This is a genomic window from Gracilibacillus ureilyticus, assembly GCF_900111195.1.
Classification (GTDB): domain Bacteria; phylum Bacillota; class Bacilli; order Bacillales; family Amphibacillaceae; genus Gracilibacillus; species Gracilibacillus ureilyticus.
In genome coordinates this window covers 45,690-53,927 of record NZ_FOGL01000025.1, presented here as the reverse complement: position 1 = coordinate 53,927, position 8,238 = coordinate 45,690, and the positions used below count along the sequence as shown (strand labels likewise).

General features: G+C 37.1%; 12 protein-coding genes and 1 rRNA gene. 12 read left to right on the top strand and 1 reads right to left on the bottom strand.

From position 1 onward, the window contains the following. From rrf to rsmI, 12 genes are all read left to right on the top strand, one after another. Window positions 1–106, top strand: a 5S ribosomal RNA gene (rrf, locus tag BMW36_RS18785); the annotation flags it as partial. Window positions 107–308: 202 nt separating this feature from the next. After that, window positions 309–500: a sigma factor G inhibitor Gin gene (locus BMW36_RS18780; RefSeq protein ID WP_089744009.1), complete on the top strand. Its 192-nt coding sequence runs from the start codon at window positions 309–311 to the stop codon at window positions 498–500. Between the two features lie 16 nt (window positions 501–516). Beyond that, on the top strand, window positions 517–1,956 hold the full coding sequence (locus BMW36_RS18775) for an aminotransferase class I/II-fold pyridoxal phosphate-dependent enzyme (RefSeq protein ID WP_089744007.1): 1,440 nt from the start codon (window positions 517–519) through the stop codon (window positions 1,954–1,956). A 21-nt stretch (window positions 1,957–1,977) separates the two neighbouring features. After that, the gene (gene tmk / locus BMW36_RS18770) at window positions 1,978–2,610 is read left to right on the top strand and encodes a dTMP kinase (protein ID WP_089744005.1); all 633 of its coding nucleotides are present in this window, start codon (window positions 1,978–1,980) and stop codon (window positions 2,608–2,610) included. A 5-nt stretch (window positions 2,611–2,615) separates the two neighbouring features. Next, the gene (locus tag BMW36_RS18765; protein ID WP_089744003.1) at window positions 2,616–2,945 is read left to right on the top strand and encodes a cyclic-di-AMP receptor; all 330 of its coding nucleotides are present in this window, start codon (window positions 2,616–2,618) and stop codon (window positions 2,943–2,945) included. 24 nt (window positions 2,946–2,969) lie between these two features. After that, window positions 2,970–3,410 carry a YaaR family protein gene (locus BMW36_RS18760; RefSeq protein WP_089744001.1) on the top strand — a complete coding sequence of 147 codons (441 nt, stop codon included), beginning with the start codon at window positions 2,970–2,972 and terminating at the stop codon, window positions 3,408–3,410. 91 nt (window positions 3,411–3,501) lie between these two features. Continuing rightward, window positions 3,502–4,488 (top strand): DNA polymerase III subunit delta', encoded by a 987-nt coding sequence (holB, locus tag BMW36_RS18755; RefSeq protein ID WP_089744011.1) that lies wholly within the window; start codon window positions 3,502–3,504, stop codon window positions 4,486–4,488. Window positions 4,489–4,494: 6 nt separating this feature from the next. Beyond that, window positions 4,495–5,322, top strand: coding sequence for a PSP1 domain-containing protein (locus BMW36_RS18750; protein ID WP_089743999.1), 828 nt, complete (start codon window positions 4,495–4,497; stop codon window positions 5,320–5,322). A 15-nt stretch (window positions 5,323–5,337) separates the two neighbouring features. Beyond that, complete coding sequence (yabA, locus tag BMW36_RS18745) at window positions 5,338–5,682, top strand: DNA replication initiation control protein YabA (protein ID WP_089743997.1); 345 nt, start codon at window positions 5,338–5,340, stop codon at window positions 5,680–5,682. 104 nt (window positions 5,683–5,786) lie between these two features. Beyond that, the gene (locus BMW36_RS18740; RefSeq protein ID WP_089743995.1) at window positions 5,787–6,533 is read left to right on the top strand and encodes a tRNA1(Val) (adenine(37)-N6)-methyltransferase; all 747 of its coding nucleotides are present in this window, start codon (window positions 5,787–5,789) and stop codon (window positions 6,531–6,533) included. Then, window positions 6,517–6,828, top strand: coding sequence for a GIY-YIG nuclease family protein (locus BMW36_RS18735; RefSeq protein ID WP_089743994.1), 312 nt, complete (start codon window positions 6,517–6,519; stop codon window positions 6,826–6,828). The genes BMW36_RS18740 and BMW36_RS18735 overlap by 17 nt, the downstream gene beginning before the upstream one ends. After that, window positions 6,794–7,663: a 16S rRNA (cytidine(1402)-2'-O)-methyltransferase gene (gene rsmI, locus BMW36_RS18730; RefSeq protein WP_089743992.1), complete on the top strand. Its 870-nt coding sequence runs from the start codon at window positions 6,794–6,796 to the stop codon at window positions 7,661–7,663. Before BMW36_RS18735 ends, rsmI begins: the two co-directional genes overlap by 35 nt. 93 nt (window positions 7,664–7,756) lie before the next feature. On the opposite strand, the gene BMW36_RS18725 is transcribed toward rsmI, so the two are convergent. After that, on the bottom strand, window positions 7,757–8,035 hold the full coding sequence (locus BMW36_RS18725) for a transition state genes transcriptional regulator AbrB (RefSeq protein ID WP_089743990.1): 279 nt from the start codon (window positions 8,033–8,035) through the stop codon (window positions 7,757–7,759). Window positions 8,036–8,238 lie beyond the last annotated feature (203 nt).

Below are 8,238 nucleotides of genomic sequence, written 5' to 3'. Positions count from 1 at the left end.
ATAGCGGAGAGGTCACACCTGTTCCCATGCCGAACACAGTAGTTAAGCTCTCCAGCGCCCATGGTAGTTGGGGCTTTGCCCCTGCGAGAGTAGGACGTTGCCAGGCAATCTATAAACCTCTTAGTTTCTCTAAACTAAGAGGTTTTTTGTTATGTTAAAAAAGCACGTTCTAACAAATGCTGAGGAAAACTGACTGAATCTGATAAATGTTTCACGTGAAAAAAGTAAAAATATGATGATATAGAATATTAATAATTTACGAATATATTTTCATAGATTGGCCATAATAAGTAGTGGAGGTGTGAAAAATGGATAAAAACCAAATAACAAGGCTGTGCGGGATTTGTGATAAACCTAAAAAAGATGGTATCTATTTATATCAACTATTTATTTGTACAGAATGTGAGATGGATATAGTTGCTACTGACCCTCGAGATGAGGCATACTCTACTTATGTGAAAAAGTTAAAAGCTATAAATCAATCGACATTTACTATGTAAAAAAAGAGGTAATAGAATGCAAAGCAACCAAGCTAGAACTCCATTATTAGATAAGGCGATTCAGCACATAGAAAAGTTTCCATACTCATTTCACGTCCCCGGTCATAAGAATGGACAAGTCACTGCTTCTAGCAGACATGACCTTTTCAAGGATATGATGAGGCTCGACTTAACAGAAATACCGGGACTTGATGATTTACATGCACCTGATGGAGTAATACAGGAAGCCGAAACTCTCGCTGCAGACTGGTTTCAGACAGGATCTACATTTTTCTTAGTGAATGGTAGTACTGTCGGAAACTTAGCAATGATACTTGCAACATGTGAAGCGGATGATTTAGTCTTAGTTCAGCGAAATTGCCATAAATCTGTATTGAACGGATTAGAATTAGCGGGAGCAAGACCAGTATTTTTAGCACCACAGCTGAATCCTCAGACGAACCGGTATGAACATCCTTCTTATAAGGATATAGTAAGCGCGTGTAAAAGTAACCCGGACGCAAAAGCATTAATACTAACATATCCCGATTATTTCGGGAAAATTTTTGAATTGGAAAAAATAATAAAAGTTGCCCATGAGTACGATATTCCTGTATTGGTAGATGAAGCTCACGGCTGTCATTTTTCTGTCCCGTTTTTTGAAATGGATTCAGCAGTTCATTTAGGGGCAGATATTGTTGTGCAATCAGCACATAAAATGACTCCTGCATTAACGATGGGGGCATTTTTGCATATTTCAAAAAAGACTGGAAAAATAAACAAGCAGAAGGTAGCTCATTACTTGCAATTGTTGCAATCTAGCAGTCCCTCTTATTTAATCATGATAAGTTTAGATATAGCGAGATTCTATTTAGCTAATTATACAAAGGAACAGTATAATCAGTTAATGATATATTTACGGAAAGTGCGTCATATTTTCCGCTCCAATGACTTTTGGGATTTAGAGATCAGTGATGATCCATTAAAATTAGTGTTAAAGGCAGCAGGCGGTGTTTCTACGGAGGAAATAATGAATTCTCTTGAATTAGAAGGACTCATTGCGGAAATGAAAACAGATGAGGATATATTATTAGTATTCGGAATGGAGCCGCATATGGATGCAGCTGTACTAGAGGCTGCAGTAGAAAAAGTGAAGGCAAATTTGAAAAAATACAGCAAACATGTGGAAAAACATGATAAAATAGAGAATAATGATCAAAAGATTATATATAGAACCGAGACACTTTCCCTATCCTATCAGCAAATGAAAGCAAAAGGAACAAAGTGGGTGGAGTTAGAAGACAGTGTAGGCTATGTAGCAGCTGATACTATTACTCCATATCCGCCGGGGATTCCTTTAATTGCAAAAGGGGAAAGGATTACTTCAAGACATGTGGGAGTTATTAAAGAGTTACAGAAAAAGAAGATTTCGTTCCAGCCGTCAAGGGAGATTATCGGACTGTATGTTTTTGAATAGGTAGTAAAAGGAGAATTAACTTTGTCAGGTTTATTTATTACTTTTGAAGGCGGGGAAGGTGCTGGTAAAACAACAGTCATCCTGGAATTAGCCCGTCTTTTGGAAGCTGAAGGCCACAACATTGTGGTGACAAGGGAACCGGGTGGTATCCCTATCGCTGAAAAAATAAGAGAAATAATTTTAGATAAGTCACATACAGAAATGGATGCCAGAACAGAAGCATTGCTGTATGCGGCAGCGAGAAGGCAGCATTTAGTTGAGACAGTAATTCCTGCAGTCAATGAAGGAAAAATTGTGTTATGTGATCGATTTATTGACAGCAGCTTAGCGTATCAGGGTGTTGCCAGAGGATTAGGTATGGATGAAGTGTATCAGATCAATAAGTTTGCAATCGACGAGTACATGCCAGACCTTACACTACTATTGGATATAACACCGGAAAAAGGCATTGCACGAATCAATGGCAATAAAGAGCGTGAAATAAACCGGTTAGATGTAGAAGAATTATCTTTTCACCACAAAGTATATGAAGCTTATCATAATTTACTGGAAAAGTTTCCTGATAGAATAAAGAAGATTGATGCAAGCTTTGATATACTAACTGTAGAAAAGGAAGCATATGATACTATTAATGAATTTATAAAAAGGAGGTAGCATTTGTGAAACTAATTTTGGCAGTTATTCAGGATAAGGACAGTAATCGGCTTATTGATGCACTTGGTCAGAAAAATTTTAAAACGACAAAGCTATCATCAACAGGTGGTTTTTTAAAAGAAGGGAATACTACCTTAATGATTGGTTGTGAGGACCAGCATGTTGCAGATGCACTAGACGTTATTAAAGATAACTGTAGTCAAAGAGAGCAAATGGTTTCCCCTGTATCTCCTTTAGGTGGGAATGCAGATTCATATATTCCGCGCCCTATTAATGTAGAAGTAGGAGGAGCAACAGTATTTGTTGTACCTGTCGATGCTTTCCACCAATTTTAATGAACAAGATAGGAGGCTAATTCAGTGAAAATCAGTCAGGATATGAGGACACAGCTGGATTCGCTCAAAAAAGGTGATAACCAGAGAAAGTCGAATGGCCAGCAATTCGATAATATGGTTCGCACCCAGTCCACACAGTTAAAACAAGCAGAATTACACAAGCTAATGTCAGAAATTACAGCACAGGGAAAGAAAATTGCCAGATTCCGTTCATTCAAGGATTTGGCTGCATATAAACGAATGGTAAAGAGATTCCTTAAAGAGACAGTAGATCACGGGTTAGGTATAAAACAATCACACAGCTTTGTGCTTGACGGGGATAACAGGAAACTTAGTATTGTAAAAGAAATAGATGAGAAATTAGTAGAATTAACTGAAAATGTACTTGATCAAGAAAAGAATTCTATTCAAATTCTTGATTTGATTGGAGAAATAAAAGGACTGTTAATTAATTTATACACATAAGCAAAAGGATAGATTAGGGCTCTAATCTATCCTTTTTGCAACAATTAAGATATGCTTTTTAGTGAAAAGGAAAGTAGGCAAGGTTATAATGATAAATAGTTGGGAAGAAATGTTTCAGCAGCAGCCGATAGTATCGAAAATGCTGACAAACAGTATAAAGAAAAAAAGAATCTCACATGCCTATTTATTATATGGCGATAAAGGTACCGGGAAGTATGCATTGGCCCAATTAGTTGCAAAGAGTATCTTTTGTAAAAATAAAGAAGGCTATGAGCCATGTGGTACTTGTTTGGATTGTAAAAGAATTAACAGTGGCAATCACCCGGACCTTCATATTATTCATCCAGACGGTGCTTCGATCAAAACAGACCAGATTGCACATTTAAAAAAGGAATTCACCTATACAGGTTTAGAATCAAATAAAAAAGTATACATTATTGAACATGCAGATAAAATGACGGACAATGCAGCCAACCGGTTACTGAAGTTTCTGGAGGAACCCAGTCAGGAAACAACAGCTGTTTTATTAACAGAGAACAGTCAGTCATTGTTATCGACGATACGTTCAAGGTGTCAGATCCTTGCATTAATGCCGCTTAATTCAAAGCAATTAGAACAAAAATTAATTGAAACAGGTATAACAGAAGGAAATGCCCGCATATTAACCAACTTTACAAGGAATTTAGATGAGGCTTTAGATAAAAGTAAAGATACTTGGTTTGCACAGGCAAGAAAATTAGTGGTACAATTAGTTGAAATGCTTCAAAATAATCGAGATGAAGTGCCAATATTTGTGCATACACAGTGGATGGCTCATTTTAAAGAGAAAACCCAATTGCAAGAAGGGCTAGACTTATTGTTAGTATGGTTTCGTGATGTGATTCATTATCATATGGACGATTCTTCCTCTATTGTTTTTCTTCATCAGATGGAAAAGCTGGAACAAGCTAGTATGTACTGGTCGATCCAGGATATAACGAAGCATCTCCAAACTATAATGGAAGCAAAAAGGAAGCTCGAACAAAATGTGCATCCACAGTTAGTGATAGAACAATTAACACTTCAAATACAGAGGTGAATATGAGTGATAGAAGTAATAGGTGTCCGCTTTAAAAAAGCGGGTAAAATATATTATTTCGATCCCGGGGAAATAACGTTAACAACAGAAGACTATGTTATCGTGGAAACAGTCCGCGGGGTTGAATTCGGGAAAGTAGTCGTTGCGAATAAACAGGTAGATGAAGAAGATATTGTATTACCGCTGAAGAAAGTTATTCGAATGGCAAACGAGAAAGATAAGATGTTAGTTCTGGAAAACAAAGAAGTAGCAGAAGAGGCGTACAATACATGCCAGGTTAAAATAAAAGAACATCAGTTAGAGATGAACTTAGTTGATGTGGAATATACATTTGACCGCAATAAAGTTATTTTCTACTTTACTGCTGATGGCAGAGTCGATTTCCGCAATTTGGTCAAGGACTTGGCATCTGTATTTAAAACGAGAATTGAGCTGCGCCAGATTGGTGTAAGGGATGAAGCCAAACTGCTTGGCGGAATTGGCCCATGTGGACGTATGCTTTGCTGTTCAACCTTTTTAGGAGACTTCGAACCAGTATCCATTAAAATGGCAAAAGATCAGAGTCTTTCATTAAATCCTTCCAAGATTTCCGGTCTGTGTGGCCGGCTTATGTGCTGTTTGAAGTATGAAAATGATGATTATGAAACAGCGAAGCGCGAGTTGCCTGATTTAGGCCAGCACATCCAGACCAATTTTGGAAAAGGGAAAGTGGTTGGATTAAATATACTAGAGAGATTAATTCAAATTGAAATTCCTGAAAAGGAACGTGTGGTAGAATATACATTAGATGAATTAATGGAAGAAGGAGTTATAAAAACCCAGGCCGCAGAATGATGGGGTGGAAAATACGTGACAAAAAAAGAGCTATTTGAGCAAGTATCTCATATGGAAGAGCAAATTGGACAATTGTATCAGCAATTAGGTGATTTGAAACAGCAATTACGAGATATGTTAGAAGAAAATCACCGGTTGGAAATGGAGAATCATCATCTGCGTAAACGAATGGAAGAACAGACGGAAGACAGCAATGAGGTTTCCAGTTCAGAAGAGCAGGATTTAACGATAGGGGAAGGCTATGATAATCTTGCTCGTTTGTATGAGGAAGGTTTCCATATTTGTAATGTTCATTTTGGAAGTCCTAGACAAGATGGGGATTGTTTATTCTGTTTATTATTCCTGAATAAGACAAAATAAACAATGAACATGAATGAAGGCTGACGCATCCTGTGTCAGCCTTTTTCTTCATCAGAAAGTTGTTATTATTGATATACTGTGCAAGTATAGGAGAGGATCGTTGGATGGAATTAAAAGATGATGAAAGGTTAGATGATTTACTGGCAGATGAGAATATGAAAATAATACAGAGTCCAAGTGCTTTTGCTTTTTCACTGGATGCTGTTCTGCTTGCTGATTTTGCGAATATACCGGTTAAACGTGGAAAGATTATTGATCTGTGTACAGGAAATGGTGTGATCCCTTTATTGTTATCAAGAAAGTCAGAGGTTCCTATTACAGGTGTAGAGATTCAGGAGCGATTATACGATATGGCAGTCAGAAATGTGTCCCTTAATCAGTTAGAAAACCAGTTACATATGATTCATGCAGATATAAAAGAAATGCCAGGGCACTATGGGAATGATAAGTTTGACTATGTTACCGTAAACCCTCCATATTTTACAACCGAAAATAAAAATCACCAGAATCGCAATGATTATCTGACAATTGCAAGACACGAAATATATTGTACATTAGAAGATGTGGTAAAAGTATGCAGCCAATTAGTCAAATCAGGGGGGAAAGTAGCAATGGTTCACCGTCCTTCCAGGTTAATTGATATCATCACACTGTTTCGAAAGTATAAACTGGAACCAAAGCGGATTCAGTTTGTATACCCGAAAAAAGATAAAGAAGCAAATATTTTGTTAATAGAAGCAATTCGTGATGGAAAGGCAGATGTAAAACTCCTCCCGCCACTTTATGCATTTGATGAAAATGGAGATTATACAGAAGTACTAGAGGGGATATTATATGGCAAAAAGCAATAATCACTTTGTTTATATACTGGAATGTATGGATCGGACACTTTATACAGGATACACTACCAATATTTCCAGAAGGCTAAAAATGCATTCAGAAGGAAAAGGCGCAAAATATACAAGAGGCAGGGGACCTTTAAAGCTTGTCTACCAATCCAAATGTGAAACAAAATCGGAAGCATTGCAATTAGAAGCAAAGATAAAGAAACTGTCAAAACAGGAAAAGATACAGTTAATTCATGAAAATGCCCGGGAAAGGTGTGGAACTAATGAGAATCCAAAAGAGCTTTCAGGCAGCAGCTGATGATAGAGGGAAACTATATGTTGTACCAACACCTATTGGAAATTTAGAAGATATTACAGTAAGGGCTTTGCGTATATTGAAAGAAGCAGATCTCGTCCTTGCAGAGGATACGAGAAATACAGGGAAGCTGCTGCATTATTTTGAGATCAAGAAGCCAATGCTCAGCTACCATGAGCATAACAAACTAGAGAGGGAACATAATATCCTGGATAAACTAAAGGGTGGTGATACTTTAGCATTAGTCAGTGATGCAGGTATGCCGGGGATATCAGATCCTGGTTATGAAATTATTAAAGCAGCAATTGAGGAGGAAATCTCTGTTATTGTTTTACCTGGTGCAAATGCTGCTTTATGTGCACTTATAGGATCGGGCCTGCCGACAGATCATTTCTATTTTTACGGGTTTTTGCCAAGAAAGACGAAAGATAGAAAAGCAGCGTTAGATTATTTAGAAAAGCTTGATATAACGTTTATTTTATATGAATCACCGCACAGACTTTCAGCAACATTAACAGATTTATCCCATTCATTGGGAGGAGACCGCCATGTTAGTATTGCCAGAGAACTGACCAAAAAGTTTGAAGAATATACGAGAGGGACGCTCGAAGAATTGTCGACATGGGCAGGTGAGGAGAATTTTAAAGGAGAATGTTGTCTTGTCGTCGAAGGGAAACCGCCTGAAACGGAAAACTGGTGGATTGATTTATCGTTAAAGCAGCACGTAGAAAAGATAATAAATGAAGAGAATGTAACAAGTAAAGAGGCGATTAAGATGGTGGCGAAACAAAGGGAAATACCGAAGAGAGAAGTATATCAGGCCTATCACACATCGTAACTTAATAGGTGAAATACAAAAAAGGTTCTAATCGTCACAAACGGATGAGAAGAACCATTTTTTTGTCATTTTACCAGTTATGTTAAAGCTGAATTATTTATTCAGTTTCTTTTGAATTTCATCTATAAGTACTTGTGCACCTTCAGGGCTGAGGACTAGTTTGCCGTCTGCAAGTGTTAAGTTATCATCAGAAATATCCCCAGTGATAGCGCAAGTCATGTTTGGTTTATATTTCTGTAAAATAATTCTTTCATCATCGACATAAATTTCTAATGCATCTTTTTCATTGATTCCTAGAGTACGACGAAGTTCGATCGGAATTACCACACGACCTAACTCATCTACCTTACGTACAATACCTGTTGACTTCATATTTATTCTCCCCTTTTTTCGATAAATAAAAAACAAATTCGTCAATATTCGACAACTCTAGCGTTATAATACCATTCCTTGCCATTAATGTCAAACAAAATGAGGGGTATTTTGCAGAATTTTTAAGAATATGGAATAAGGTGTAAAAACAAGAGAAAGTTCTAATATTTTTCCCCTTTCAAGTAAAAAATGCAATAATAATG

Excerpts from the sequence above, each read along its gene's own strand:
- BMW36_RS18780 (WP_089744009.1), top strand. The coding sequence starts at position 309 with ATGGATAAAAACCAAATAACAAGGCTGTGCGGGATTTGTGATAAACCT.
- BMW36_RS18775 (WP_089744007.1), top strand. The coding sequence starts at position 517 with ATGCAAAGCAACCAAGCTAGAACTCCATTATTAGATAAGGCGATTCAG.
- BMW36_RS18740 (WP_089743995.1), top strand. The coding sequence starts at position 5,787 with ATGGAATTAAAAGATGATGAAAGGTTAGATGATTTACTGGCAGATGAG.
- BMW36_RS18735 (WP_089743994.1), top strand. The coding sequence starts at position 6,517 with ATGGCAAAAAGCAATAATCACTTTGTTTATATACTGGAATGTATGGAT.
- rsmI (WP_089743992.1), top strand. The coding sequence starts at position 6,794 with ATGAGAATCCAAAAGAGCTTTCAGGCAGCAGCTGATGATAGAGGGAAA.
- BMW36_RS18725 (WP_089743990.1), bottom strand. The coding sequence starts at position 8,035 with ATGAAGTCAACAGGTATTGTACGTAAGGTAGATGAGTTAGGTCGTGTG.